This window comes from Halomonas elongata DSM 2581 (assembly GCF_000196875.2).
In the GTDB taxonomy this organism is placed as follows: Bacteria; Pseudomonadota; Gammaproteobacteria; order Pseudomonadales; family Halomonadaceae; genus Halomonas; species Halomonas elongata.
In genome coordinates this window covers 3017868-3042408 of the sequence record NC_014532.2, presented here as the reverse complement: position 1 = coordinate 3042408, position 24541 = coordinate 3017868, and the positions used below count along the sequence as shown (strand labels likewise).

Below are 24541 nucleotides of genomic sequence, written 5' to 3'. Positions count from 1 at the left end.
CAGGAAAGAACCATGCAACCGATTTCTCAAGTCGAAGGAAGCTTCGTCGATGTCGACGGCCGCTATGTGATCGTGGTCGGTCGTTTCAACCATCATGTGGTCGATAGCCTGGTGGAAGGCGCGGTGGATAGCCTGGTGCGTCATGGCGTGGATGAAGAACACATCGATATCGTTCACACGCCCGGCGCCTGGGAACTGCCGCTGGCGATTCAGCGGGCGCTGCGTGTGGTGCGTCCCGATGCGGTCATCGCCCTGGGCGCGGTGATCCGCGGCGGCACGCCGCACTTCGAGCACGTGGCCGGCGAGTGCAACTCCGCCTTGAGCCGCTTGCAGCTCGAGTTCGGGACGCCGGTGGCCAATGGCGTGCTGACCGTCAACTCCATCGAGCAGGCCATCGAGCGTGCCGGCACCAAGGCGGGCAACAAGGGTACTGAAGCCGCCATGGCGGCGATGGAGATGGTCTCGTTGATGCGCCACTTCGACACGCCGTCCGACGGAGGTGAGCAATGAGCGGACGCGAGCGCGAACCTTCCCGGGCCCAGCAGTCCCGTCGTGCCGCTCGAGAGCTGGCCGTCCAGGGGCTCTACCAGTGGGAGATGACCGGCAAGTCGGTCGCCACCGTGGAGGCGGAGTTCCGTGGCCAGGTCGCCGATGAGGACCTGGAGGACCACGAGAACTGGCACAAGGTCATGGAGCTTGCCGACCTGGCACTGTTTCATGAACTCCTGAGCGGAGTGGCACAGCACTGCGAGAAGATCGACGAACAACTCGCGCCCGTGCTCGACCGTCGCCTCGAGGATCTGGATGCCATCGAGCTGGCGATTCTGCGCCTCGGAACCTATGAGCTGGCGTATCGTCTCGAAGTTCCGTACCGGGCGGTCATCAACGAGGGCGTCGAGTTGGCCAAGTCCTTCGGCGCCACCGAGGGGCACAGGTATGTCAATGGCATTCTCGACAAGCTGGCCGCTCGGCTGCGTGCCGCCGAGGTCGAAGCGCGTCGTCGCTGAAGGCTGTTGACCGGATGCATAGCGAATTCGATCTGATCAACCGCTTTCTCGCGCCCGCATCGACCGGTGCCGCCGGCGGCGTCGAACTGGGGATCGGCGACGACTGCGCCCTGTTCGAGCCCACGCCAGGCGAGCGACTGGTGGTCAGTGTCGATACCTCGGTGGCCGATGTGCATTTTCCCGCTGAGGCGCCTGCCGAGGCCATCGGACACCGGGCGTTGGCGGTCAGCCTCAGCGATCTGGCGGCGATGGGGGCGCACGCACGCTGGTGCGTCATGTCCCTGACGTTGCCGGAGGCCGATGGCGACTGGGTGTCGACCTTCGCCAAGGGGTTCCATGCCCTCTGCGATACCACCGGCGTGGCGCTGGCGGGGGGCGACGTGAGTCGCGGCGAGCTGGCCATCGGCGTCACCGTGATGGGCGAGGTTCCACCGGCCGCGGCGCTTACCCGTGCCGGCGCCAAACCGGGAGATTGCCTGGCGGTCACCGGCTGGCTGGGAGGCGGGGCCGGTGGCCTGGCCCGCTGGGAAGCTGGCGATCGTGATCTCGCCATGCCCTTGTTGCGTCGTTACCTGCTGCCCCAGCCGAGGCTTGAGGCGGGAATGGCGCTGCGCGGCCTGGCCAGTGCGGCCATCGATATCTCCGATGGCCTGCTGGCGGATCTCGGCCACCTGCGCCATGCTTCCGGCGTCGGCGTGGAGCTGTCGCCCGAGGCGTTGCCCCTGGCCGATGGGCTCGTGGCAGCGTTGGGCGAGCAGGGCGCGCGGCAGGCGGCGTTACGCGGCGGTGACGACTACGAGCTACTGATCAGCCTGCCGCCGGAATGTCTCGACGAGGCGCAGCAGCGCCTGGCGGCGCTGGACCTGCCGTTGACGGTGATCGGGCGTATCACCGCCGAGCCTGGCCTGAAGGGGGCCGAGGCGTCGTCACCGGGCTGGCAGCACTTTCCGGGAGAGACGCCATGAATCGAGCTCCGCAGAGTGTCTGGCGTCGTCCGGCCCATTTTCTCGCCTTCGGCTTCGGCAGCGGTGCCGTGCCCTTTGCCCCGGGGACTTTCGGAACCCTGGCGGCGATTCCCTGTTACTGGCTGATGTCCGAGCTGCCGCTGGGCTGGTACCTGGTCGTGGTGGCGGTGACCTTTCTGTGGGGCATCTGGCTGTGCGACAAGACTTCCCGCGACCTGGGGGTTCACGATCACTCCGGCATCGTCTGGGACGAGTTCGTCGGTTACTGGCTGACCATGACCGCGGTGCCCTTTTCCTGGGAGGCTGCCCTGTGGGGCTTTGTCGTCTTCCGGGTCTTCGATGTCTTCAAGCCATGGCCGATTCGCTGGGCCGACCGGCGCGTCGCTGGCGGCTTCGGCATCATGATCGATGATGTACTGGCCAGCATTTATGCCTGGAGTACCATGCACCTGTGGTTCTGGTTGCATTGAGCCGCAGACTACCTGAGCCTTGCGGTAGGGGCTGGACGATGTCGTCGTGACAGGACGTCGCGAGAGAGGACAAGGAGCGGGGGAATGCGCAAGGAACGGTTGATCGTGCCGGTGGTCGTGGCCGTAGCCGTGGCCTGGGCCGTGGCGCAGACGATCGCCAGCCTGATGTTCGAACGCGAGCTGGCACGCGCCATTCAGGACCTGCAGGCACGAGGTGAACTGTCGATCTGGCGCAGCGAGACCGATCAGGGCTGGCTCACCTCCACGGGCGTCATTCACCTGGCACCGCTGTTCGGCGATGGCTGGCACCTGGATATCTCCTACCGGGCCCGTCACGGCCTGCTGAGTACGCGCATGGACGGCTACCTCCAGCAGCATCGTGAACGTACCGGCCAGGCGCGTGTCGAGATCGCTCGCAAGCCGCCGGCCTGGGAGGCCCGTTATCATCCCCTGTCGGGAACCTTCGACGGTACTCTGAAGCTGTCTCCCCTGGTCCTGCGCCAGGAAGAGCGTACGCTGGCCCTGCATGGTGCCCGGCTCGCGCTGCAGGGCGAATTCGGGGACTGGAAACTGAACGCCCGCCTGGAGTCGGCCCGTCTCGACGATGGCGAGACGACCCTCGAGGCCGGGCCGGTGACGCTCGAGAGTCGCTATACCTACATCGACGGCGCCTATCATTTCACGCAGCGGGACCTGCTCAAGGTCAACGGCGTTCACTGGCGCTCGCCGAGTCTCTCGCTGGATGCCGACGAACTGGTGCTGCACAGCAAGACCGACCTCGACGAACAGGAACTGCGCATTCGCAGCGAACTGAGCCTGGGCGAGGTGATGTCCGCCGACCAGGTGCTGATGACCGGCAAGGTGGTGGGGGAGCTGTCGCGTATCAATGCCGATGCCTTGCGTTCGTTGTTGAATCACCTCAAGGCGGAGGCGGCCCGGGGCGGTAGCGGTGTGACGCGGCGCGATCTGTTATCCCTGTTGGCCCCCCAGATTCGTGCTCTGATGGGAGACTCGCCCCGCCTGGACCTGCTCGAGGTCGACCTGGACAGTCCCATGCTCGGGTTGTCGCTGGAGGGCGAGGGCGCCCTGATCTTCGATGCCCGTGACCTGGAAGAACTCGACCCGGAAGCACTGGAATCCAGCGAGGGTCGGAGCGCCTGGCGCGAACGCCTCGATGGCGACTTCCTGTGGCGCGACCTGCCGGCGGTGGTAGCGCTATGGCTGGGGCTTCCGCTGGATACCGAGGACATGCAGATCGACGTGGTGAGAGGCAAGGTGCGCATCAATGGCCGGCCCTTGCCATCGCTTTCCCAACGCTTGCCATGACTTGAAGTTCGCGCACGTCGCCCGCATTCCGAGATCATCACGGGACGAATCTCCCGGCCCTTCAGGATGAGGTACGCATGAGCGACGAAAACGATCGAGGTTTCGAGCAGGACGGCCTGGAGTGGATCCAGGACGAAGAGAAAGACGAGGGATTCCAGCCCGGTAGCGGATCGGGTCAGGCCGTGGTGCCGGCCAGTGACACCCTGCCCGAGCGGGTCTATCTGCTGCCGATCCACAATCGCCCCTTTTTCCCCGCCCAGGTACAGCCGCTGGTGATCAATCGCGAGCGCTGGGAGGAGACCATTCGCCGCGTCGGCAACACGCCGCACCAGATGGTGGGGTTGGCCTTCGTCGGTGAAACCGGCGTCGAAGAACTCGGCCACGAGGATTTCCCCGTGGTGGGTACCGCGGTCAAGGTGCACAAGCTGCAGGGCGAGGAATCGCAGTTGCAGTTCATCGCCCAGGGCATGCGCCGCTTCCGCATTCAGCGCTGGCTTTCCAAGAAACCGCCGTATCTGGTCGAGGTCAGCTATCCGCGCGAGCCGGTCGATGCCGAGGACGACGAGACTCGTGCCTATGCCATGGCGTTGATCAATGGCATCAAGGAGCTGCTGCCGATCAATCCGCTCTATGGCGAGGAGCTCAAGCATTATCTCAACCGTTTTGGTCCGCATGAGCCGGGGCCGCTGACGGATTTCGCCGCGGCCATCACCTCGGCCAAGGGGCCGGAGTTGCAGGACGTGCTGGCGACCTTGCCGGTGACCGAGCGCATGCAGAAGGTGCTGCCGCTGCTGCGCAAGGAGATCGATGTCGCCCAGTTGCAGAGCGAGATCAGCGAGCAGGTCAACGCCCAGATGCAGGAGCGTCAGCGGGAGTTCTTCCTGCGCGAGCAGCTCAAGGTGATTCAGCGCGAGCTGGGCATTTCCAAGGACGACCGGGAAAACGATGTCGATACCTTCCGCGCGCGGCTGACCGACAAGGTCGTGCCCGAGCGCGTCATGGAGCGCATCGACGACGAGCTGGACAAGCTCTCCGTGCTGGAGACCGGCTCGCCGGAGTACGGGACCACTCGCCATTATCTCGACTGGCTGACCTCACTGCCGTGGGGGATCACCAGCGATGACCAGCTCGACCTGGCGCACGCCCGGCAGGTACTGGATCGCGATCACGATGGCCTCAAGGACGTCAAGGAGCGCATCGTCGAGTTTCTCGCCGAGGGCACCTTCAAGGGCGATGTCGGTGGCTCCATCCTGCTGCTGGTCGGCCCGCCCGGCGTCGGCAAGACATCGGTGGGACGTTCCATCGCCGAGGCACTGGGGCGCGAGTTCTATCGCTTCTCGGTGGGAGGCATGCGCGACGAGGCCGAAATCAAGGGCCATCGTCGCACCTATGTGGGTGCCATGCCCGGCAAGCTGGTCCAGGCGATCAAGGAAGTCGAGGTCGAGAACCCGGTGATCATGCTCGACGAGATCGACAAGATGGGGCAGTCCTTCCAGGGCGATCCCGCCTCGGCCCTGCTCGAGGTGCTCGACCCGGAACAGAACGTCGATTTCCTCGACCACTATCTGGATGTCCGGCTCGATCTGTCCAAGGTCCTGTTCGTGTGCACCGCCAATACGCTGGATTCGATTCCGCCGGCCCTGCTCGACCGCATGGAGCAGATTCGTCTCTCCGGCTATATCGCCGAAGAGAAGATGGCCATCGCCAAGCACCATCTCTGGCCCAAGCTGCTCAAGCGCGACCATATTCCCAAGAAGCGCATCAACCTTACCGATGCGGCCCTGCGCCAGATCATCGAGGGCTATGCGCGCGAAGCGGGGGTGCGCCAGCTCGAGAAGCAATTGCATCGCATCGTGCGCAAGGCGGCGGTCAAGCTGCTCGAGAACGGCCAGCAGACGATCAAGGTCTCGGTGAAGAATCTCGAGGAATTCCTCGGCGCACCGACCTTCCGCAAGGAAAAGGTCATGAAGGGCGAGGGCGTGGTCACCGGCCTGGCCTGGACCGCCATGGGCGGCGCGACCCTCTCCGTGGAAGCCGGCAAGGTGCATGCCCTGGATCGTGGCTTCAAGTTGACCGGCCAGCTCGGCGAGGTGATGAAGGAGTCGGCCAATATCGCCTACAGCTATGTGCTGGGCCATCTCGGCGACTATGGCGCTGAACCGGATTTCTTCGACTCGGCTTTCGTGCATCTGCACGTGCCCGAAGGCGCCACGCCCAAGGACGGTCCCTCGGCCGGCGTGACCATGACCACGGCGCTGCTGTCGCTGGCGCGGCACGAGCCCATCGACAGGCCGCTGGCCATGACCGGCGAGCTGACCCTCACGGGCCAGGTGCTGCCGGTGGGCGGGATTCGCGAAAAGGTCATCGCCGCCCGACGCAGCGAGATCTTCGAGGTGATCCTGCCCGACGCCAACCGCCGTGACTACGAGGAACTGCCGGACTACCTGCGCGACGGCATGACGGTGCATTTCGCCAAGCACTATCGCGATGTGGCCAAGGTGGTGTTCGGCTAGTCGACCACGAGCGGCGGGCTATGAGATTCAAGCAGAGGGAGAATTGGAGCTAGGGGCAGGTCGCTGCCCCTGGTCCCCGGCCCTCAGCGGAATTTCTCCATGGTTTTCCGGTAACCGATGAAGGCTTCGCGGCGTTGCTCGATGCGGGCCAGGGCGTTGGTGTCGCCGGTTTCCTCGGCGACTTTCTTGGCCACATCCAACTGCTCGATGCCTCGGTCGATGTGGCCGGTGAGCTGTAGCTGTTCGGCCCGGGCGAGGTGGCCCCAGGCCTTGCGGTCGCTGTGACCGGCGGCTTCGGCGAGCAGGGCGAAGACCTGGGGATCCTCCGGGTGCTGGTCGGCCAGCTCGCGCAGCACCCGGTAGGCCGCATCGGCATCTCGCTGGAGCAGGGCCTCGCCCAGCACCAGGGTGGTGGGCGCATAGCCCGGCATCAGGCGCAACTGGTGCCGGCCTCGGGCGATGGCGTCGTCGATTCGACCGGCTTCCAGTGCGACCTGGGCGGCCGTGGCCGGCAGCATCGCCAGATCGGGGTGCTGGCGTGACAGGGTGTCCAGAGCGTTCAGTGCCGCGTCGGTGCGGCCCTGCTCGGCATCGACCAGGGCTCGCAGGTAGCGGCGGGCGTCCTCGGGGGTCGAATCGCGATTCTGGCGGGTGATCGCCTGGTTGGGGTTTCGGTCATGAATGGCCAGCAGGGCACGGGCACGCACCAGTTGGTATTCGAGGCTTTGCTCTCGGGAAGCGTCGGCGTGCATCTGGTCGACGCGGCTCTGGGCATCGCTGATGCGCGATTCCGTCACCGGGTGGGTCAGCAGAAATTCCGGTGGATTGCCTCCCTGCAGGGCGATCATGCGCTGCATGGTACGAAACATGTCGACCATGGCCTGGGGATCGTAGCCGGCTCCCGCCATGATCTGCAGGCCGGTTTGATCGGCCTCGCGTTCATAGCGCCGGGAGTAGGCCAGCTGGTCCTGGATGAAGGCGGCCTGGGAACCCATGGCGGCCGCGAGGCCGGCGTCGCTGCCGCTACCGGCGGCAAGCAGCATGCCGGCCAGCATGGCGGCCATGGTGGGAATCTGGGTCTGTTCGGCACGTGCCTTGCCGCGGGCATAATGATGCTGCGAAAGGTGGCCGAGTTCGTGGGCGACCACCGAAACCATCGGGGCCTCCTGATCGGCAAAGGCGAACAGGCCGGCATTGATGCCGATGACGCCGCCGGGGACGGCGAAAGCGTTGAGCTGCTCGCTGGCGACCAGGGTGGTGACCGGGCGGATGCCGCTGAGCGAGCTGTAGGGCAGCAGGCGTGCCACCAGGGAGTCCACGTATGCCTGAGTGATGGGATCCTGCCAGATGGGAGCTCGGGCCCGGAACTGGCGCAGCCAGGTCCGGCCGAGCCGGACTTCCTCTCCGCTGACGGCTTGGGAGCCGCTATTGACCAGGCTGGGCAGCTCGGGTGGTTCGAGGTCAAGATCGAGGGCTACGCTCGGGGTCGCCAGGGCCAGGCACAAGGCGAGGGTGCCCAGGCAGGTTAGGTGTCGACGTTGCATGGCTTCCTCATCACGGAGCAGGGGGAGGCGCTCACCATCCGACATTGATTCAGTCGACAAAGTGCCTTTAAATCCCAGAAGTTCATGTCGGCGGCGCGCCTCGGCCGGTCCGACATGCCCAAGCATTCTCCCGGGAGACAACATGACTGTGCAACCCGACGATGTGCTCGACGCACGTGGTCTTCCCTGTCCGTTGCCCTTGCTCAAGGCCAAGCAGGCCCTGGCCCGACTGGGGCCGGGGGCGCTGCTGGAAGTAATGGCGACCGACGGGGGCTCTTGGCGAGACTTCGAAACCTTCATCGAGCAGAGTCACCATGAGATGGTGGCTCGCGAGGAACGTGGCGACGTCTATCACTACTGGATCCGCAAGGCGGAGGAATCGGCCTGATGACCCTGAGATCACTGCTGCGTGGCTGGATGGAGCGCTATTTCTCCGACGAGGAAGCCGTCATCCTGCTGTTGGTGCTGATACTGGGCTTTGCCGTGGTGATATGGCTGGGCCAGATGCTGGCGCCCTTTTTGACGGCGTTGGTCATCGCCTTTCTGCTGCAGGGGGCAGTCAATGGTCTGACGCGCCGCCGCGTGCCGCACTTGCTGGCGGTACTGCTGGTGTTCCTGGGCTTTCTCGGGATCTTGCTGGCGATGGCGTTGATCCTGCTGCCGTTGATCTGGAACCAACTGGTCAATCTGCTCCAGGAAACGCCGCGCATGTTCGCCAGTGGACAGTCCCTGCTCGATGACCTCCAGGCCCGCTATCCGCAACTGATCACGCCGGACCAGATCCAGACCTGGATCGGCATGGCCGGACGCGAGGTGACCCAGCTCGGGCAGCGTGCCCTGTCACTGTCGCTTTCCTCGCTCGGCAATGTGTTGTCGTTGATCATCTATCTGGTGCTGGTACCGATCCTGGTGTTCTTCATGCTCAAGGATCGCGACCGCCTGGTGGGCTTTGCGGTATCGCTGCTGCCGCAGCGCCGTGAGCTGATGACACGTATCTGGCACGAGATGGATGACCAGATCGCCAACTTCGTGCGTGGCAAGTTCATCGAGATCATCATCGTCGGCAGCGTGTCCTTCTTCACCTTCATGTTCTTCGGCCTGCCGTATTCGGCGCTGCTGGCCGTGCTGGTCGGGCTCTCGGTGCTGATCCCCTACATCGGCGCCGCCGTGGCCACGCTGCCGGTAGCGGCGGTGGCGGGCTTTCACTTCGGCATCAGTGACCAGTTCGTCTATGTATTGATCGCCTACGGAGTGATCCAGGCGCTGGATGGCAATGTCCTGGTGCCGGTGCTGTTCTCCGAGGCGGTCAATCTGCACCCGGTATCGATCATCCTGGCGGTGCTGTTTTTCGGCGGCATCTGGGGCTTCTGGGGAATCTTCTTCGCCATTCCGCTGGCCACCCTGCTCAAGGCGCTGGTCTATGCCTGGCCGAGGGGGATCCAGCAGCGACGCGAGGAGGTATCGGCGGAAGCGCCGCTCGAGGCGGAAGGCGCCGACGAGTAACGGCGCCGTCCGTGAAGCGTCCGGCCGTCCGGGGAGGACGGCCGGGGCGTGCCTCACTCGCCGGCGTGCAGTGCCTGGGCGGCTTCGAGCACTTCGGCCACGTGGCCCTTGACCTTGACGCCCCGCCATTCACGGGCGAGCTTGCCGTCGACATCGATCAGGAAGGTGCTGCGTTCGATCCCCAGGTGCTCCTTGCCGTAGAGCTTCTTGAGCTTGATGACGTCGAACAGCCGGCAGACGGTCTCGTCCTTGTCGGAGATCAGCGTGAAGTTGAAGTCCTGCTTGGCCTTGAAGTTCTCCTGGGCACGGATGCCGTCCCGGGAGACGCCGATGATGACCGTGTTGGCGGCGTCGAATGCCGCCTTGTTGTCCCGGAAGTCACCGCCCTCGGTCGTGCAGCCGGGGGTGCTGGCCTTGGGATAGAAGTAGATCACGACCTGCTTGCCGCGCAGTTCCGACAGGCTCAACTGAGTGTCGCCGGTGGCGGTCGCGGTGAAGTCGGGGACCGGCTGGCCTACGCTGATGCTCATGGTGTCTCCTGGGGTGATGAGAAATGAAGGCCCCTGATTACACGCAACCGTGGATCAACTGTAAAGTCGTCGCTGTACAGGCCTTGACGGCCTGAGTACCATTTGGCTCTTGGCGGCGAGATCTCGCCGGATGCCAGGCATCATCCGCAAAGCTGAAGAGTGCAGACACTTTTCGGGCGATGCCTGGCCTTCGGCGCGCGAAGGCCGCGTATACCAGGCAGGCCGGGAGGATGAGTAGAGGATGATCACGGGTAGCATCGTCGCGCTGGCGACACCGATGAAAGTCAACGGCGACATCGACTGGGAGGCCCTGCGCCGCCTGGTTCATTTCCATCTCGACAACGGCACCGATGCCATTGTCGCTGCAGGCACCACCGGCGAGCCGACGACCATGTCGTTTGCCGAGCACTTCGACGTGATTCGTGCCGTGGTGGAAGAGGTCGATGGTCGTATTCCGGTGATTGCCGGTACCGGTTCCAATAACACCACCGAGGCGGTGGAGCTGACCCGCTACGCCAAGGAAGTCGGGGCCGACTATTGCCTCACCGTGGCGCCCTACTACAACAAGCCGACCCAGGAAGGTCTCTATCAGCACTTCAAGGCCATCGCCGAGACCAGCGATCTGCCGGTGATTCTCTACAACGTGCCGGGCCGGACCTGTTCCGACATCTACAACGAGACGGTGCTGCGCCTGGCCGAGGTGGACAACATCGTCGGCCTCAAGGATGCCACCGGCAACCTGGAGCGCGCCGAGGACCTGATCGCCCGCCTCGAGGGCAGCGATTTCATGCTCTATTCCGGCGATGACGGCACGGCCTGCGACTTCATGTTGATGGGCGGACACGGCGACATCTCGGTGACCGCCAACGTCGCTCCCCGGGCCATGCACGATCTGTGCGCCGCCGCTGTCGCCGGCGAAACCGACAAGGCCCATCAGATCAATACCCGGCTGATGCCGCTGCACACCAATCTGGGCATCGAAGCCAACCCGATTCCGGTCAAATGGGCGCTGAACCGGATGGGCATGCTGGAGCCGGGCATTCGCCTGCCGCTGACCTGGTTGTCCGAGAAATATCACTCGACCGTCAGCGAAGCCCTGCAGCTGGCGGGACTGATCGAAGACTGAGCGATGGCCGAGGCCATCCCCAATGAGATATGACGCAAGGTGGACGCATGAACTCTGCGCTGAAATGGATGCCGCTGGTGGCCGCTCTGGCTGTGGCGGGCTGCGCTCGAGAAGGCTACTACGACAACCGCAGCGTCGATTATACCAAGGCCGAGGAAAGCGCGCCCTTGGAGCTGCCCGATACCCGCAATACTCAGCGCTACCGCGATGTCATGCCGGTACCCGATGTCCCCGGCGCCTTCGCATCCCAGGGTGACGACTTTCATGCGCCCCCGCCGCGCGCCCTGAATGCCGGGAGCGGTGTCTCGGCCGGCGAGGTGGCCCGTCGCGAGGCCGGTGAGCAGCGCTGGTTGCTGGTCGGTGCCATGCCCGGTGTCGTGTGGTCCGAGATCAACGATTTCGCCGCTTCCCGGGGGCTCGACGTGCTCTCGCGCAATGACAGCCGCGGCGTGCTGGAGACCGATCAGGGGCGCATCAGTGTGTCCCCCGGCCTGCATCAGGGAGAAAGCGAGGTTCGTTGCGAGCAGGGGGGCGTTCCGGTGGAGGGCTGCCTGAATGCTCTGGAGCGTCGCTTCGAGCAGCGCAGCAACCTGGCCAGCGCCACCGCATCCGGACTCGCGGCCCAGGGGCAGATGGGACAGCAGAGCCATCCTCCGCGCCTCGAGCAGCGCGATGGCGAGTGGCAATTGGCGCTTCCCTATAGCCTCGAGCGCGCCTGGGCGGAGCTGAGCGCTCAACTCCAGGCCGACTTCTCCCTCGAAGGGCGTCGTCAGCTGGTCGAACAGGATGCGGGCTCGCACAGCTTCCTGGTCGACTATATACCGTTCAGTGAACGCAGCCGCGGCGTCTGGGCTTCGCTGGCGTCGATGAACTTCGGCGAGGAATCGAAGCGGGTGCGCCTGGAACTGAGCCGGCAGGGCACGAACCAGACGCTGGTACGCGCCCGCGCAACCGGTGACGAAGCGCTCCTGGCGGACGACGAGCGTGAACTGCTGGAGCGGATCGGAGGCCTGCTGCGCTGATGACCGCGCCGTGCGCTGACTCGGGTTACCTGCGCTTCGCGTCTCTTGGCAGCGGCAGCAAGGGTAACGCGACCCTGGTCAGCGACGGCGAGACGACCCTGCTGGTCGACTGCGGTTTCACGCTCAAGGAAACCGAGCAGCGCCTTGGGCGCCTCGGCCTGCATCCACGCCAGCTCGACGCCCTGCTGGTGACCCATGAGCATGGCGATCACCTGCGCGGCGTCGGCCCCCTGGCCAGGAAACACGGCGTCCCTGTCTATCTGACGCCTGGGACCTGGCTGGCGGGGCGTATCGGCGAGCTACCGCATCGCCACTGGATAACGCCCCAGTCGCCCTTTCGGGTCAAGGGGATCGACATCGATCCGGTCACCGTGCCCCATGATGCCCGGGAGCCGGTGCAGTTCCGGCTTTCCGCGGCTGGACGACGGCTCGGCCTGCTGACCGATCTCGGCCATCCCAGTTCCCATGTGGTCGAGGCCTTCCAGGGCTGCGATGCCGTGGTGCTGGAATGCAACCACGATGTGCGACTCCTGGAAACGGGGCCCTATCCGCCGAGTCTCAAGCGGCGGGTCGGAGGACGCTGGGGCCACCTGGCCAACGAACAGGCCGCCTGGCTATTGCAGCGGCTGGGCCTGGATCGTCTGCAGCACATCGTCTGCTCGCACCTGTCCGAACACAACAACCGCCCCGAGCTGGCCTTGGCGGCACTGGACCCGTTGCTCGACGGCGAAGTGTCCCGCCTGACGGTGGCCGCCCAGGACGAGGGGCTGGACTGGCGGATGATCCGCTGAACATACACAGGCGCCCGAGACCACTCGCCGAGGTGTCGGGCAATGCCTGGGCTACTTCACCATATTGCCCTGGAGGCTCCCATGGACAAGCGTCAAGAACTCTATGCCGGCAAGGCCAAGTCGGTTTATGCCACCGACGACCCCGACCGTCTGATCCTGCACTTCCGCGATGACACCAGCGCCTTCGATGGCGAGCGCATGGAGTCGCTGGCGCGCAAGGGCAAGGTCAACAACCGCTTCAACGCCTTCATCATGGAGAAGCTGCAGGCGGCGGGGATTCCCACTCACTATGAGCGGCTGCTCTCCGACACCGAGAGCGTGGTCAAGAAGCTCGACATGCTGCCGGTGGAGTGCGTGATACGCAACATCGCCGCCGGGGGGCTGGTCAAGCGCCTGGGCGTGGAAGAGGGCAGTGAGCTGGCGCCGCCCACTTTCGAGCTGTTCCTCAAGAACGATGCCCTGCACGATCCGATGATCAACGAGTCGTTGGCGGAAACCTTCGGCTGGGCGACGCCCGAGCAGCTGGCCGAGATGAAGTCGCTGACCTACCGGGTCAATGATGTCCTCAAGCAGCTGTTCGCCGATGGCGACCTGCTGCTGGTGGATTACAAGCTCGAGTTCGGCCTCTTCAACGGCGAGATCGTGCTGGGCGACGAGTTCTCTCCGGACGGTTGCCGCCTGTGGGACGCCAAGACCCGCGAGAAACTCGACAAGGACCGCTTCCGGCAGGGCCTGGGCGGTGTGATCGAGGCTTATGAGGAAGTGGGGCGCCGGATCGGCGTCGATTTCTCCTGAGGACGTACTGATTCAGACGACCCACAGGGACGCGGGAAGTGCCTAGCGATCCTGGCCGCCGGCGGTGCTCGCCATCCTCATAGAGCAGGCTACACTCTGGCGGCGGTCAGCCTACCTTTGCTCGTAGCATGAAGCTGAGCATTCTTTAGAGCCCCCTTCAAACCCAACGGGTGGAGGTGGGCTTTTCCGGCGACAAGCCTTCGCGAGGGCGCTGTGAACCCTTCCTTGGGCGTCTCGCCGCCTGCTCCGCTTGCAGGACCTGGGCTGGCCTTCCATGGCCAGCCCGTTCGGCGGCATGCGCCTCACCCATGGCGGATGACCCTCGCGTCGTCTTATCCCCGGCGCCCATTGCATTGGAAGTTTGGAAATGCGCTCTGGGCCATATGAGTCGGAGCACCTCTCATTGCTCTGAATGGAGGATTCCTTCCTTAGCTCCTTGGGTCGACTTAAACCTCGACGATTTCGGTGACTTCCAGTGCCGTGGTGCCGTCAGGCGTGGCCAGGGCGTGAAAGCGTACGTCCACGTCGCGCAGCCGTACGCCGTAGATGCGATCCTCCGCACCCTGGCGATAGGCGGGGCGTGGGTCCTGGGCCAGCACCTGGTGGATCAGCTCGCGCAATGAGTCGGCGTCGGGGCGGTCGGCCAGGGCTGCCTGGGCCTCGGGGGCGATGCGTACCGGCAGCGAGGCAGGGGCCTCGGGGGCGAAGCCGGCACGGGCCTCGGGACGGGATTCGACCCAGGGCAGGTAGGGTTTGATATCCAGTACCGGGGTGCCGTCGACCAGATCGACGCCTCGCAGTCTCAGGCGAACTCCCGCGTCGGTGTCGATGCCTTCCAGTTCCACCAGCGATTGCCCCAGCCGGTTGGGGCGGTGGGTGCTGCGGCTGGCGAAGACGCCGATCCTGGTGTTGCCACCCAGGCGTGGCGGGCGTACCAGTGGCGTCCAGCGTTCGGGGCTGAGGTGGAAGAGAAAGGTCACCCAGAGGTGGCTGAAGGCTTCCAGGCCGCGCACCGTCAGAGGGTCGTCGAAAGGAGGCGTCAGTACCAGGCTGGCCCGGGCGGCCTCGGCCAGCCCCGGCTGGCGCGGTACGCCGAACTTGTCGGGATAGTCGCTTTCGATATGGCCGATGGGCGTCAGGGTCACACTGGTGCTGGGGGATGCAGGCATGCTCGATTCCCGGGCGTGTCGCGTTCGGGCATTGGCCCGGACGCCTGGCTTGTGTAGTCTCGTGGCGGTTTCATCATCTCAGGAAGTCACGCATGCGTCATGCCGACATCGAGCCTACATCGGCGGCTCCCTGCCGCGATGCTTCCCAGAAGCGGAAAGCGCCGCGCATTTTCTACCGTCTCGCCAAGGCGCGGGACGGTGCCGATCAGGCCGAGGTTTTCCATCATGCCGTGATGCAGGGGGCCAGCGACTATTACGAGCAGGAAGCCCGCGAGGCCTGGGCTGCCGTGTTGCCCCGAGACGGTAGTGCCTGGGTGGCGCGGCAGGCGCTCTATACCACTCTGGTGGCAACTTGCGATGGCCGTTGCGTGGGGTTTCTGGAACTCGACCTGAAGCGGGCTCGCGTGGAGTCGCTCTATGTGTGGCCTTCGCTGGCCCGTCGCGGCATCGGCTCGACCCTGTTGGTGCATGCCGAGCGCATGCTGGTCGAGCAGGGAGCCGACCGGGTCGATATCACCGCCAGCCTGGTGCTGGCCGATGGCCTGGAAAATCGTGGCTGGCGCCGCGTACGCGAAGAGTGGGTCGAACGGGGCGGCCAGCGACTGCGCCGGTGGATCATGACGAAGTCGCTGGCGGCAGTGGAGACCTGAAGGCGTCAGCTCTGCTGCTGCTCGATGAGGCGCATCGACAGGTCGATGGCCTTGACGTCCTTGGTCAGAGCACCGCTGGAAATGCAGTCGACGCCGGTGTCGGCGATAGCCTTGAGCGTGGATTCGTCGACATTGCCGGAGGCCTCGAGCGTGGCGCGTCCGGCGGTGCGCCGCACGGCCTCGCGCAGGTCGTCCAGCGAGAAGTTGTCGAGCATGATCACGTCCGCACCGGCCTCGAGCGCCTGGTCGAGTTCGTCGAAGTTTTCCACCTCGACCTCCACCGGCAGATCCCGGGCGATGTCCCGGGCTTCCTTGACCGCGGCGGCGATCCCACCGCAGGACGCGATATGATTCTCTTTGATCAAGAAGGCGTCGTAGAGGCCGATGCGGTGGTTGTGACCGCCTCCGCAGGACACCGCGTATTTCTGCGCCAGGCGCAGCCCCGGCAGGGTCTTGCGGGTGTCGAGCATGCGCACGCCGGTGCCGGCGAGCAGGTCGACGTAGTGGCGGGTACGCGTGGCGGTGCCGGAAAGCGTCTGCAGCAGGTTCAGTGCCGCGCGCTCGCCGGTCAGCAGGCTGCGTGCCGGGCCCTCGAGCTCGAGGAAGGCCTGCCCGGCGCTCAGCCGGTCACCGTCGGCGGCCTGCCAGTGCAGGCTGACGCGGGGATCGAGGCGACGGAAGAGTTCATCGACCCAGGCCACGCCGCACAACACGGTGTCCTCCCGGGTGATCACCCGGGCGCGGGCCCATTGTTTCTCGGCGATCAGCTCGGCGGTGATGTCGCCGGGGCCGACATCCTCGGCCAGCAGCCGGGCGGCGCTTTCGCGGATCTCTTCGGCGAGGGCATCCTGATAGTGCATGGCGGGGCTTCGTCTCTGTGCTGGAAAGCGGGAGACGTTCATTATAGAGGAAAGCGCAGCATCGACGTCAGGGGGTAAACATGCCGATTGATCAGGGCTGGCTGGAGGGCGCGCGCCGCCTTGTATCGCCCAATCAGGACGTGCGGCCGGAGGGCGAGATTTCCTTGCTGGTCCTGCATTCCATCAGTCTGCCGCCGGGGCAGTTCTCCGGTGATGCCATCGAACGATTGTTCACCAATCGCCTGGACGCCGAGGCGCATCCCTATTTCGCCGCCATTAGTGGGCTGCGGGTGTCGGCCCACCTGTTGATCCGGCGTGATGGTGGCTGTGTGCAGTTCGTGCCGTTCACGGCGCGCGCCTGGCACGCGGGCCGCTCATGGTGGCGCGATGGGCAGCGATGGCGTCGGGCGCTGAACGACTTCTCGGTGGGCATCGAGCTGGAAGGGGATGAGGTGACGCCCTACACCGAGGCGCAGTATCACTCTCTGGCATGCGCCACTCGGTCACTGTTGGCACGGTACCCGGCCATCACACCGGAACGCATCACCAGTCATGCCCGTGTTGCGCCACTACGCAAGAGCGATCCCGGGGCGGCCTTCGATTGGGCCTATTTTCGCCAATCGGTAGGAAACATGACTCGATAGTACGTAAAAAAACATACATTTGGCCCGGTGATACCCTCGGGATCCCAAGCCAGCTAGTTGTTCTACTAACTCGGCTCTCTTGGTGCGATCCACTATGAAGGGGCGGGATACCCAAGGGTTATAGGCGTCATGGAGGTTTTGAAAAAAATTTCCATGTCTGTTTCAATTGGCAGCAGTGAGTGTTTACGGTATCGTCAGCGCACCCACCGACATTGGTCGCGTTGTCTTGTAAAACGACTACAAATCTGGCAGATGGCGTGGAATCGACTCCATGCCCTCCCACAGAGCGCCACAGGCCCCTCGCTGCGGGGCTGTCGCCCCACCGTCATTCGGAGAGACGTCTATGAGTCTTGAGACACGAGAAGATCTCGATCCGGTCGAAACCCAGGAGTGGTTGGATTCCCTGGAGTCGGTTCTGGATCGCGAGGGTGAGGACCGGGCCCGGTACCTCATGAACCGGCTAGCGGACCGCTATCGCCGCGATGGCATGCAAGTGCCCTTCTCGGTGACGACACCGCATCGCAACACCATTCCGGTGCATCGTGAGGCGCCGATGCCGGGCGACCTGTTCATGGAGCGTCGCATCCGTTCGCTGATCCGCTGGAACATGGCCGCCATGGTGACCCGGGCCAACAAGGCCAACAAGGGTATCGGGGGGCACCTGGCCAGCTTCATGTCCAGCGCGACCCTCTATGACGTGGGCTTCAACCATTTCTTCCGCGCCGCCAACGGCGATTTCAAGGGTGACCTGGTATTCATCCAGGGCCACAGCTCTCCCGGTGTCTATGCCCGCGCCTTCCTCGAAGGCCGCCTGACCGAGGAGCAGATGGACAAGTTCCGCCAGGAAGTCGATGGCGATGGCCTGTCGTCCTACCCGCACCCCTGGCTGATGCCGGATTTCTGGCAGCTGCCCACTGTCTCCATGGGGCTGGGGCCGATCATGGCCATTTACCAGGCCCATGTCATGAAGTATCTGGATCAGCGTGGCCTGCAGCCGATGCAGGACCGCAAGGTCTGGGCCTTTCTCGGCGACGGCGAGTGCGACGAGCCGGAAACGCTGGGGGCCATCCATCTCGCCAGCCGTGAGAAGCTCGATAACCTGAACTTCGTCGTCAACTGCAACCTGCAGCGTCTCGACGGCCCGGTGCGCGGCAACTCGCGCATCATGGACGAACTCGAGGGCGTGTTCCGCGGTGCCGGCTGGAACGTCATCAAGGTGGTCTGGGGCCGGTTGTGGGATCCGCTCTTCGAGAAGGACAAGAAGGGCATCCTGCAGAAGCGCATGGACGAGGCGGTCGACGGCGAATACCAGAACTACAAGGCCAACGGCGGCGCCTATACCCGGGAGCACTTCTTCGGCAAGTATCCCGAGACCGCCGAGCTGGTCAAGGACATGTCCGACGAGGACATCTGGAAGCTCAACCGCGGTGGCCACGATCCGTTCAAGATCTATGCGGCCTATCATGAGGCTTTCCACAATACCAGCGGTCGTCCGACCGTCATCCTGGCGCACACCGTCAAGGGCTATGGCCTGGGTGCTGCCGGCGGCGAGGCTGACAACGAGGCCCACCAGGTCAAGTCCATCGACGACCCGGACGTCCTGAAGGATTTCCGCGATCGTTTCGGCATCCCGGTCTCCGATGAGCAGATCGAAAACGAGATGCCTTACTACAAGCCGGACGACGACAGCCCGGAGATGAAGTACATGCATCTCCAGCGCGAGCGTCTGGGCGGCTACCTGCCGGCGCGCAACCCGGACTTCGAGGCCCTGGAGATCCCGTCGCTCGAGGACAAGACCTTCGCCTCGCAGCTGAAGGGTTCCAATGGCCGTGAAGTTTCCACGACCATGGCCTTCGTGCGCATCCTCAATGGTCTGGTCAAGGACAAGAAGGTCGGCAAGCAGGTCGTGCCGATCGTGCCCGACGAGGCGCGGACCTTCGGCATGGAGGGCATGTTCCGCCAGCTCGGCATCTATACCTCCGAAGGGCAGAAGTACGAGCCCATGGACAAGGGCCAGCTGATGTTCTATCGCGAGGATCAGGCGGGTCAGGTCCTCGAGGAGGGCATCACCGAGGCCGGCGCCATGTCGTCCTGGATCGCCGCCGCGACTTCCTACAGCAACCATGGCCTGCCGCTGCTGCCGTTCTACATCTACTACTCGATGTTCGGCTTCCAGCGTATCGGCGATCTGGCCTGGGCCGCCGGCGACATGCAGGCGCGGGGCTTCCTGGTCGGCGGTACCGCCGGGCGCACGACCCTGAATGGCGAGGGCCTGCAGCACCAGGATGGCCATAGCCATCTCCAGGCCTCGATGATTCCCAATTGCCGTAGTTATGATCCTACCTACGCCCATGAGGTGGCGGTGATCGTCCAGGATGGCTTGAAGCGGATGTACGCCGACAAGGAAAACTGCTTCTACTACCTGACGGTGATGAACGAGAACTACGAGCAGCCGGCCCTGGAAGAGGTGCCCACCGAGGACATCATCAAGGGCATGTACCTGCTGCGCGAAACCCAGGGTGACAAGGCCCGCGTCCAGTTGATGGGCTCCGGCACCATCCTGCGCGAGGTCGAGGAGGCCGCCGAGCTGCTCGCCGAGGAGTGGGGCATCGGTGCCGATATCTGGAGCGTCACCAGCTTCAACGAGCTGCGTCGCGAAGCCCTGGAAATCGATCGTCAGGCCTTCCTCAAGCCGGCCGAGGAGCCGGGCAAGCCGCACGTTACCGCTTGCCTGGAAGGCCGTCAGGGCCCGGCCATTGCCTCCACCGACTACATGAAGCTGTTCGCCGACCAGGTCCGCGCCTGGGTGCCGACCGACTATCATGTACTGGGCACCGATGGTTATGGCCGTTCCGATACTCGCGAGAAGCTGCGTCACTTCTTCGAGGTCGATCGCTACTTCGTCACCGTGACGGCGCTCAAGGCGCTGGCCGACCGTGGCGAGATCGATCGCAAGGTCGTGGCCGAGGCCATCGAGAAGTACGGCATCGACCCCAACAAGCCCAACCCGCTTGAGGTGTGAGTCGTCGACCGATCCGGTGGCATGGCGGGCCGTCAGGGCCCGCCCCCGTCAAGAGTTTGAAGGAGCGCGACCTTGAGTAGCGAAATCATCAAAGTGCCCGACATCGGTGGCGATACCGATGTCGAAATCATCGAGATCGCGGTGTCGGAAGGCGATGTCATCGAGCCCGAGGACACCCTGATCACACTGGAATCCGACAAGGCCAGCATGGACGTGCCGTCGCCCAAGGGCGGCAAGGTGCTGAAAGTGCTGGTCAAGGAGGGCGACACCGTCTCCGAGGGTGACGGTATCGTCGAGATCGAGGCCGAGGGCGGCGGTGACGCCGACGACGCCGGGGAAGAGGAAGCCTCCGAGCAGGCCTCGGCCCCCGAGCCCGATGAAGCCCCGGCCGACGAGGCGCCGGCCAAGCCTGCCGCCAAGTCCGGTGGCGGCTCGCGCACGGTAGAGATCAAGGTGCCCGATCTCGGCGGTGCGTCCGATGTCGAGATCATCGAGGTGGCAGCCAGCGAGGGCGACACGCTCGACGCCGAGGACACCCTGATCACCCTGGAGTCCGACAAGGCCTCCATGGATGTGCCGAGCCCCCATGCCGGTAAGCTGGTCAGCCTGACCGTCAAGGAAGGCGACACCGTCTCCGAGGGCGATGTGATCGGCAGCATGGAAGTCGCCGGCGAGTCGGCTGGCGATGAGGCGAGCGAGAGTGCGCCGGCCGCCGATGAGGCACCGAGCGAGCCGGAAGCTGCCGCCGAGTCCGAGGAGGAGTCTGCCGGGGGCGAGCCCGAGCGCAAGGAGGTTCGCGTGCCGGACCTCGGTGGTTCCAGCGATGTGCCGATCATCGAAGTGGCGGTCGCCGAGGGCGACGAGGTCAACGAAGAGGATCCGCTGATCACGCTGGAATCCGACAAGGCCTCCATGGACGTGCCGAGCCCCCACAAGGGCAAGCTGGTCGAGCTGAAGGTGAAGGAGGGCGATAGCGTCTCCGAGGGCGATGTGATCGCCATCATCGAGACGGCTGCTGCCAAGCCCGCGCCGAAGAAGGCCGAGCAGAAGCCGGCTGAGAAAGCCGAGGCGTCGAGCGCCAAGCGCGAGTCGGGCGACGACAAGCCAGCCGCACCGGCCGGTCGCCCCAGTCCCGAGGCGCAAATGGCGGCCCACAAGCCCCGCGACGGCAAGCTGGTGCATGCCGGCCCGGCGGTTCGCATGCTGGCCCGCGAGCTGGGTGTCGACCTGGGGCTGGTTCAGCCCACCGGTCCCAAGGAGCGGGTGCTCAAGGAAGACGTCCACAACTACGTCAAGCAGGTCATGGCCGGTCAGGCCAAGACGCCTGCCGGTGGCGCGGCTGCTGAAGGCGGGTCGGGCATTCCGCCGGTGCCGGATGTCGACTTCAGCCAGTTCGGCGAGGTCGAAGAGAAGCCGATGGGTCGCCTGATGAAGATGGGCGCGACCAACCTGCATCGCAGCTGGGTCAACCTGCCGCATGTGACCCAGTTCGACGAGGCCGACATCACCGAGCTCGAGGCCTTCCGCAAGTCCATGAAGGCCGAGGCGGAGGCCCAGGGCGCCAAGCTCACGCCGCTGCCGTTCTTGATCAAGGCCTGTGCCTTCGCGCTGCGCAAGTTCCCGCAGTTCAACGTCAGCCTGAAGAGCGACGGCGAAACCGTGGTGCACAAGAAGTACGTGCATATCGGCATCGCCGTGGACACGCCGGACGGGCTGATGGTGCCGGTGATTCGTGATGCCGACCAGAAGTCGCTGATCGATCTGGCCAAGGAGTCCGTCGAGCTGGCCGGCAAGGCGCAGTCGAAGAAGCTCAAGCGCGAGGAGATGACCGGTGGCTGTTTCACCATCTCCAGCCTGGGCTCCATCGGCGGCACCGCCTTCACGCCCATCGTCAATGCGCCGGAGGTCGCCATTCTCGGCGTCTCCAAGTCGCAGACCAAGCCGGTGTGGGACGGTCAGGCCTTCCAGCCGCGCCTGATGATGCCGCTGTCGCTGTCCTATGACCACCGTGCGGTCAATGGCGCCGATGCGGCACGCTTCACCGCCTTCCTGGGACAGGTGCTGACGGATATCCGTCGCCTGCTGCTCTGATAGTTGGCGAAGCCAGTACAGGCTATGACCGAGACGACGGCGCCGCGAGGCGCCGTCGTTTTTTCGCGGTTTCTTCGGTACCTGTCGACAGGCGGGCAGACGAAAGTCCTAGTGAGCCTAACTGCCTGGTGTTGCAGATTTTTTTCACGACAATGGCGGCTCTCTGACGCGCGCCGCTTGTCTGGCAGGAATGGCACGGGTATGGTTCGCTTCTCCCTTTTTCAATCTTTGACACTTCCCCGTTTTCCAAGGAGCAGTTAGATGCGTTTGATCCTGTTGGGCGCTCCCGGCGCCGGCAAGGGCACCCAGGCTCAGTTCATCTGCGAACGTTTCGGCATTCCGCAGATTTCCACCGGCGACATGTTGCGTGCCGCCGTCAAGGAAGGCAGCGAACTGGGGCTGCAGGTCAAGGAAATCATGGAGACCGGGGGACTGGTGTCCGATGATCTGATCATCTCCCTGGTCAAGGAGCGCATCGCACAGCCCGATTGCGCCAATGGCTTCCTGTTCGACGGTTTTCCGCGCACCATTCCCCAGGCGGATGCCATGAAGGACGCCGGTGTGAAGATCGATCACGTCCTCGAGATCGCCGTGCCCGACGAGGAAATCGTCAACCGCCTGGCGGGGCGCCGTGTTCATCCCGCTTCCGGCCGGGTCTATCACGTCGACCTGAACCCGCCGCGCGAGGAGGGCAAGGACGACGTCACCGGCGAGCCGCTGATCCAGCGTGACGACGACAGCGAGGCCACGGTGCGCAATCGCCTGTCCGTCTATCACGATCAGACCGCCCCCCTGGTCGAGTACTATCAGGACTGGGCCAAGCAGGAACCCGAGGTGGCGCCGAACTATCACCGCGTCGAGGGTGTGGGTAGTGTCGATGATATTACTGCTCAGGTGATCGAGGCCCTCGAGGGCTGACTCTGTGTGATCACTGAGTACAACGGCCCGCATCGTGCGGGCCGTTGTCGTATAATGCCCCGACATTTTCCATCATCGCGTATCTCCCATGCCGATCCTGCTGGCCCTGGACGCTTCCTCTAGCGCTTGTTCCGCCGCTCTGCTGCGCCGCCGAGCGAATCATCCCGATGAGTTGATCTCCCGTTTCGAGCTCGCGCCCCGGGCGCATACCCGCCGCCTGCTGCCGATGGTCGACGAGGTGCTCGACGAAGCCGGCGTGACACCCGCCGATCTCGATGCCATCGCCTATGGTCGAGGCCCCGGTTCCTTCACTGGCCTGCGCATCGCGGCGGGGGCCGCCCAGGGGCTGGCCTTCGGCCTGGACCGCCCCCTGCTCGGTATCTCGACGCTCAGGGCCCTGGTGCTGGGGGCCCATCGTCGCCATCACTATCGTTATCTGGTCACGGCCCTGGATGCGCGCATGGGCGAGATCTATGCCGCCTGCTGGCGGTGTCACCAGGACCAGGTCGAGCCGTTGGACGAGGAGGCAGTGCTGCCGCCGGAGCGGCTGCGGCTGCCCGAAGGACATGACGATCACGATTGGGTGGGCGTGGGCTCCGGGTGGACGCTGCGGGAGTCGATGCCCGCCGAGACGCAGGTGGCGATGAGCCTGTGCCTGCCGGATGTGGAAGTCGCCGCCGAGGACCTGGTGCTGCTGGCCGCCGATGACTTCGCCGCCGGCGAGGGTCGGCCGGCCCACGAAGTGCAGCCGGTCTATCTGCGTGACCAGGTCGTCTGGCGCAAGTCGCGATGACTGGCAGCGCCCGTGTCGCGGTCGAAGACGATGCCCGCCTGGCCGCCCGCTGGGGGCTGCCGATGCGCGTCGATGCCCCGGACGCGCCCCTGGTCTTGCGCCATGAGGACGAACGCCTGGTACTGGCCGGTGATCCGCGCGATTACGGCAATCCGCTGGCGGTGGATTTCGCCGCCGGGCGGGCCGCTCATCGGCGTCGCTTCGGTGGCGGTCGTGGCCAGTTGATCGCCCGGGCCTGCGGTCTCGGCAAGGGTGTGACGCCCTCGGTGGTGGACGCCACCGCCGGCCTGGGGCGCGATGCCTTCGTGCTGGCCTCGCTCGGTGCCGAGGTGCTGCTGGTCGAGCGCGTGGCGGCCATTGCCGCCTTGCTGGAGGATGGCCTGGCGCGCGCCGCCGTCGATCCCGATGCCGCCGAGATCGCGGCCCGCATGCGCTTGGTGCATGGCGACGCCGGTCATGACCTGGCCCGCCGGGTGGCAGAGAGCGGCATCGCGCCTCAGGTCATTCATCTGGACCCCATGTTCCCGCATCGCGCCAAGTCGGCGCTGGTCAAGAAGGAAATGCGGCTGTTCCGCGAACTGGCCGGCGACGACGCCGATGCCCCGCGACTGCTGGAAGCGGCGCTGGACGTGGCAACGCATCGCGTGGTCGTCAAGCGGCCGCGCAAGGCTCCTCCCATCGACGGTCCGGCGCCGCGCCATGTGCTCGAGGGCAAGACCAGTCGCTATGATCTGTATGTCCATCGCTCGCTGACGTCATCATAGGTATTGTCCGAAATTTTCAGACAATACCTGATGGTCCA

At 64.8% G+C, this 24541-nt stretch carries 23 protein-coding genes; 19 read left to right on the top strand and 4 right to left on the bottom strand.

Annotated elements, in window-relative coordinates; translation table 11 throughout:
* Nucleotides 1–12: 12 nt before the first annotated feature.
* The 6 genes from ribH (at nucleotide 13) to lon (ending at nucleotide 6281) form a co-directional block, all read left to right on the top strand.
* Nucleotides 13–510, top strand: coding sequence for a 6,7-dimethyl-8-ribityllumazine synthase (gene ribH / locus HELO_RS14230; RefSeq protein ID WP_013333345.1), 498 nt, complete (start codon nucleotides 13–15; stop codon nucleotides 508–510).
* Entirely contained in the window at nucleotides 507–1007 is a 501-nt protein-coding gene (nusB, locus tag HELO_RS14225; RefSeq protein WP_013333344.1) for a transcription antitermination factor NusB, read from the top strand. The genes ribH and nusB overlap by 4 nt, the downstream gene beginning before the upstream one ends.
* 14 nt (nucleotides 1008–1021) lie before the next feature.
* The gene (gene thiL, locus HELO_RS14220) at nucleotides 1022–1972 is read left to right on the top strand and encodes a thiamine-phosphate kinase (protein WP_013333343.1); all 951 of its coding nucleotides are present in this window, start codon (nucleotides 1022–1024) and stop codon (nucleotides 1970–1972) included.
* Nucleotides 1969–2442, top strand: coding sequence for a phosphatidylglycerophosphatase A family protein (locus tag HELO_RS14215; RefSeq protein WP_013333342.1), 474 nt, complete (start codon nucleotides 1969–1971; stop codon nucleotides 2440–2442). Before thiL ends, HELO_RS14215 begins: the two co-directional genes overlap by 4 nt.
* 84 nt (nucleotides 2443–2526) lie before the next feature.
* Nucleotides 2527–3768: a DUF945 family protein gene (locus HELO_RS14210; protein ID WP_013333341.1), complete on the top strand. Its 1242-nt coding sequence runs from the start codon at nucleotides 2527–2529 to the stop codon at nucleotides 3766–3768.
* 77 nt (nucleotides 3769–3845) lie between these two features.
* On the top strand, nucleotides 3846–6281 hold the full coding sequence (gene lon, locus HELO_RS14205; protein ID WP_013333340.1) for an endopeptidase La: 2436 nt from the start codon (nucleotides 3846–3848) through the stop codon (nucleotides 6279–6281).
* A gap of 83 nt (nucleotides 6282–6364) precedes the next feature.
* Here lon and HELO_RS14200 read toward each other — a convergent pair whose 3' ends face one another.
* The gene (locus HELO_RS14200; RefSeq protein ID WP_041602163.1) at nucleotides 6365–7825 is read right to left on the bottom strand and encodes a M48 family metalloprotease; all 1461 of its coding nucleotides are present in this window, start codon (nucleotides 7823–7825) and stop codon (nucleotides 6365–6367) included.
* Between the two features lie 142 nt (nucleotides 7826–7967).
* Between HELO_RS14200 and HELO_RS14195 the strand changes: the two genes are divergently transcribed.
* On the top strand, nucleotides 7968–8213 hold the full coding sequence (locus HELO_RS14195; protein ID WP_041602162.1) for a sulfurtransferase TusA family protein: 246 nt from the start codon (nucleotides 7968–7970) through the stop codon (nucleotides 8211–8213).
* The gene (locus HELO_RS14190) at nucleotides 8213–9328 is read left to right on the top strand and encodes an AI-2E family transporter (RefSeq protein WP_013333338.1); all 1116 of its coding nucleotides are present in this window, start codon (nucleotides 8213–8215) and stop codon (nucleotides 9326–9328) included. Before HELO_RS14195 ends, HELO_RS14190 begins: the two co-directional genes overlap by 1 nt.
* 53 nt (nucleotides 9329–9381) lie before the next feature.
* On the opposite strand, the gene HELO_RS14185 is transcribed toward HELO_RS14190, so the two are convergent.
* Nucleotides 9382–9858, bottom strand: a complete 477-nt coding sequence (locus HELO_RS14185) for a peroxiredoxin (RefSeq protein WP_013333337.1) — start codon at nucleotides 9856–9858, stop codon at nucleotides 9382–9384.
* A gap of 241 nt (nucleotides 9859–10099) precedes the next feature.
* On the opposite strand from HELO_RS14185, the gene dapA reads away from it, so the two are divergent.
* The 4 genes from dapA (at nucleotide 10100) to purC (ending at nucleotide 13592) form a co-directional block, all read left to right on the top strand.
* Nucleotides 10100–10984, top strand: a complete 885-nt coding sequence (gene dapA / locus HELO_RS14180) for a 4-hydroxy-tetrahydrodipicolinate synthase (protein ID WP_013333336.1) — start codon at nucleotides 10100–10102, stop codon at nucleotides 10982–10984.
* A 47-nt stretch (nucleotides 10985–11031) separates the two neighbouring features.
* Nucleotides 11032–12006, top strand: coding sequence for an outer membrane protein assembly factor BamC (locus HELO_RS14175; RefSeq protein ID WP_013333335.1), 975 nt, complete (start codon nucleotides 11032–11034; stop codon nucleotides 12004–12006).
* Nucleotides 12006–12797, top strand: coding sequence for an MBL fold metallo-hydrolase (locus HELO_RS14170; RefSeq protein ID WP_013333334.1), 792 nt, complete (start codon nucleotides 12006–12008; stop codon nucleotides 12795–12797). Before HELO_RS14175 ends, HELO_RS14170 begins: the two co-directional genes overlap by 1 nt.
* Before the next feature lie 81 nt (nucleotides 12798–12878).
* Complete coding sequence (gene purC, locus HELO_RS14165) at nucleotides 12879–13592, top strand: phosphoribosylaminoimidazolesuccinocarboxamide synthase (protein WP_041602161.1); 714 nt, start codon at nucleotides 12879–12881, stop codon at nucleotides 13590–13592.
* Between the two features lie 446 nt (nucleotides 13593–14038).
* Here the strand turns inward: purC and tsaA are convergent, their stop codons facing one another.
* On the bottom strand, nucleotides 14039–14761 hold the full coding sequence (gene tsaA / locus HELO_RS14160) for a tRNA (N6-threonylcarbamoyladenosine(37)-N6)-methyltransferase TrmO (protein ID WP_013333332.1): 723 nt from the start codon (nucleotides 14759–14761) through the stop codon (nucleotides 14039–14041).
* Nucleotides 14762–14853: 92 nt separating this feature from the next.
* Here tsaA and HELO_RS14155 point away from each other — a divergent pair, with 92 nt between their 5' ends.
* On the top strand, nucleotides 14854–15411 hold the full coding sequence (locus tag HELO_RS14155; protein WP_013333331.1) for a GNAT family N-acetyltransferase: 558 nt from the start codon (nucleotides 14854–14856) through the stop codon (nucleotides 15409–15411).
* A gap of 5 nt (nucleotides 15412–15416) precedes the next feature.
* On the opposite strand, the gene nadC is transcribed toward HELO_RS14155, so the two are convergent.
* Nucleotides 15417–16271 (bottom strand): carboxylating nicotinate-nucleotide diphosphorylase, encoded by an 855-nt coding sequence (gene nadC, locus HELO_RS14150; protein ID WP_041602160.1) that lies wholly within the window; start codon nucleotides 16269–16271, stop codon nucleotides 15417–15419.
* A gap of 80 nt (nucleotides 16272–16351) precedes the next feature.
* Between nadC and ampD the strand changes: the two genes are divergently transcribed.
* From ampD to HELO_RS14120, 6 genes are all read left to right on the top strand, one after another.
* The gene (gene ampD / locus HELO_RS14145; RefSeq protein WP_013333329.1) at nucleotides 16352–16915 is read left to right on the top strand and encodes a 1,6-anhydro-N-acetylmuramyl-L-alanine amidase AmpD; all 564 of its coding nucleotides are present in this window, start codon (nucleotides 16352–16354) and stop codon (nucleotides 16913–16915) included.
* A 343-nt stretch (nucleotides 16916–17258) separates the two neighbouring features.
* Nucleotides 17259–19937, top strand: coding sequence for a pyruvate dehydrogenase (acetyl-transferring), homodimeric type (gene aceE / locus HELO_RS14140; protein ID WP_013333328.1), 2679 nt, complete (start codon nucleotides 17259–17261; stop codon nucleotides 19935–19937).
* 72 nt (nucleotides 19938–20009) lie between these two features.
* Complete coding sequence (gene aceF, locus HELO_RS14135; RefSeq protein WP_013333327.1) at nucleotides 20010–22028, top strand: pyruvate dehydrogenase complex dihydrolipoyllysine-residue acetyltransferase; 2019 nt, start codon at nucleotides 20010–20012, stop codon at nucleotides 22026–22028.
* Between the two features lie 261 nt (nucleotides 22029–22289).
* Nucleotides 22290–22946 carry an adenylate kinase gene (gene adk, locus HELO_RS14130; RefSeq protein ID WP_013333326.1) on the top strand — a complete coding sequence of 219 codons (657 nt, stop codon included), beginning with the start codon at nucleotides 22290–22292 and terminating at the stop codon, nucleotides 22944–22946.
* Between the two features lie 88 nt (nucleotides 22947–23034).
* On the top strand, nucleotides 23035–23739 hold the full coding sequence (gene tsaB, locus HELO_RS14125) for a tRNA (adenosine(37)-N6)-threonylcarbamoyltransferase complex dimerization subunit type 1 TsaB (protein WP_013333325.1): 705 nt from the start codon (nucleotides 23035–23037) through the stop codon (nucleotides 23737–23739).
* A complete protein-coding gene (locus tag HELO_RS14120) occupies nucleotides 23736–24503 on the top strand; it encodes a class I SAM-dependent methyltransferase (protein WP_013333324.1) in 768 nt (255 codons plus the stop codon). The genes tsaB and HELO_RS14120 overlap by 4 nt, the downstream gene beginning before the upstream one ends.
* Nucleotides 24504–24541 lie beyond the last annotated feature (38 nt).

Coding starts and splice junctions, on each gene's coding strand:
- ribH (WP_013333345.1), top strand. CDS start 13: ATGCAACCGATTTCTCAAGTCGAAGGAAGCTTCGTCGATGTCGACGGC.
- nusB (WP_013333344.1), top strand. CDS start 507: ATGAGCGGACGCGAGCGCGAACCTTCCCGGGCCCAGCAGTCCCGTCGT.
- thiL (WP_013333343.1), top strand. CDS start 1,022: ATGCATAGCGAATTCGATCTGATCAACCGCTTTCTCGCGCCCGCATCG.
- HELO_RS14215 (WP_013333342.1), top strand. CDS start 1,969: ATGAATCGAGCTCCGCAGAGTGTCTGGCGTCGTCCGGCCCATTTTCTC.
- HELO_RS14210 (WP_013333341.1), top strand. CDS start 2,527: ATGCGCAAGGAACGGTTGATCGTGCCGGTGGTCGTGGCCGTAGCCGTG.
- lon (WP_013333340.1), top strand. CDS start 3,846: ATGAGCGACGAAAACGATCGAGGTTTCGAGCAGGACGGCCTGGAGTGG.
- HELO_RS14200 (WP_041602163.1), bottom strand. CDS start 7,825: ATGCAACGTCGACACCTAACCTGCCTGGGCACCCTCGCCTTGTGCCTG.
- HELO_RS14195 (WP_041602162.1), top strand. CDS start 7,968: ATGACTGTGCAACCCGACGATGTGCTCGACGCACGTGGTCTTCCCTGT.
- HELO_RS14190 (WP_013333338.1), top strand. CDS start 8,213: ATGACCCTGAGATCACTGCTGCGTGGCTGGATGGAGCGCTATTTCTCC.
- HELO_RS14185 (WP_013333337.1), bottom strand. CDS start 9,858: ATGAGCATCAGCGTAGGCCAGCCGGTCCCCGACTTCACCGCGACCGCC.
- dapA (WP_013333336.1), top strand. CDS start 10,100: ATGATCACGGGTAGCATCGTCGCGCTGGCGACACCGATGAAAGTCAAC.
- HELO_RS14175 (WP_013333335.1), top strand. CDS start 11,032: ATGAACTCTGCGCTGAAATGGATGCCGCTGGTGGCCGCTCTGGCTGTG.
- HELO_RS14170 (WP_013333334.1), top strand. CDS start 12,006: ATGACCGCGCCGTGCGCTGACTCGGGTTACCTGCGCTTCGCGTCTCTT.
- purC (WP_041602161.1), top strand. CDS start 12,879: ATGGACAAGCGTCAAGAACTCTATGCCGGCAAGGCCAAGTCGGTTTAT.
- tsaA (WP_013333332.1), bottom strand. CDS start 14,761: ATGCCTGCATCCCCCAGCACCAGTGTGACCCTGACGCCCATCGGCCAT.
- HELO_RS14155 (WP_013333331.1), top strand. CDS start 14,854: ATGCGTCATGCCGACATCGAGCCTACATCGGCGGCTCCCTGCCGCGAT.
- nadC (WP_041602160.1), bottom strand. CDS start 16,271: ATGCACTATCAGGATGCCCTCGCCGAAGAGATCCGCGAAAGCGCCGCC.
- ampD (WP_013333329.1), top strand. CDS start 16,352: ATGCCGATTGATCAGGGCTGGCTGGAGGGCGCGCGCCGCCTTGTATCG.
- aceE (WP_013333328.1), top strand. CDS start 17,259: ATGAGTCTTGAGACACGAGAAGATCTCGATCCGGTCGAAACCCAGGAG.
- adk (WP_013333326.1), top strand. CDS start 22,290: ATGCGTTTGATCCTGTTGGGCGCTCCCGGCGCCGGCAAGGGCACCCAG.
- tsaB (WP_013333325.1), top strand. CDS start 23,035: ATGCCGATCCTGCTGGCCCTGGACGCTTCCTCTAGCGCTTGTTCCGCC.
- HELO_RS14120 (WP_013333324.1), top strand. CDS start 23,736: ATGACTGGCAGCGCCCGTGTCGCGGTCGAAGACGATGCCCGCCTGGCC.